Origin of the sequence: Robertmurraya korlensis, from assembly GCF_023715225.1 — a bacterium.
Lineage (GTDB): Bacteria > Bacillota > Bacilli > Bacillales > Cytobacillaceae > Robertmurraya_A.
In genome coordinates, this window is the sequence record NZ_JAMBNS010000039.1 from 1 (window position 1) to 802 (window position 802).

The following is an 802-nucleotide window of genomic DNA, read 5'->3' on the forward strand; positions in this document are numbered from 1 at the left end:
TTTAAGGCTTGATACGGGTTATGACGTTTGGGTATAAATAGTTTGGTGTCACCTAAATCTCGAATACGAGGGGCAATTTTGTATCCTAGCAAGTGCATTAACGCAAACACATGGTCAGTAAAGCCTGCGGTATCCGTGTAATGTTCATCGACTTTCAAATCTGATTGATGATACAGCAAACCATCTAACACATAGGTTGATTCACGAATACCGACATTCACAAGCTTGCTGTGAAATGGGCTGTATTGGTCAGATACGTGGGTGTAAATCAATCGCCCTGGCTCTGAACCGTATTTAGGATTAATATGTCCCATATTTTGTCCCCTGCCACCTGTTTTAAAGCGTTGTCCATCCGATGATGATGTTGTACCATCGCCCCAATATTGGGCAAATGGTTGATTTAATTGAGCGTTGGTCAGCACGGCTAAAGCGGCAGTATAAGTTTCATCCCGAATGTACCATGCCTGTAGCCATGACAACTTAGAATGGGTCGTGCTAGGACAGGATTCTGCCATTTTCTTTAATCCAAGATTAATACCATCGCTTAAAATGGCAGTTAGTAGTAAATGTTTGTCTTGGATTGAACTTTCACGCTTTAAATGAATAAACTCATCACTAAACCCTATCCATTCATCAACCTCAAGCAGTAATTCAGTGATTTTGATATGTGGGAGCATACTGGCAACTTGGGTTATCAGTATTTGAGCCGACTCTGGAAATACGGCATCGAGTGGGGTGATTTTTAAGCCTGAGCTGGTAATGCTTGCCTCTGGTAGGTTATCAGCTTTAGCAAGCTTATTGG

1 protein-coding gene is annotated in these 802 nt (G+C 41.9%); it reads right to left on the reverse strand.

Annotated elements, in window-relative coordinates:
* Positions 1-802: Tn3 family transposase (locus M3175_RS25745; RefSeq protein ID WP_251524475.1), on the reverse strand; the 802-nt coding region annotated here is incomplete at both ends.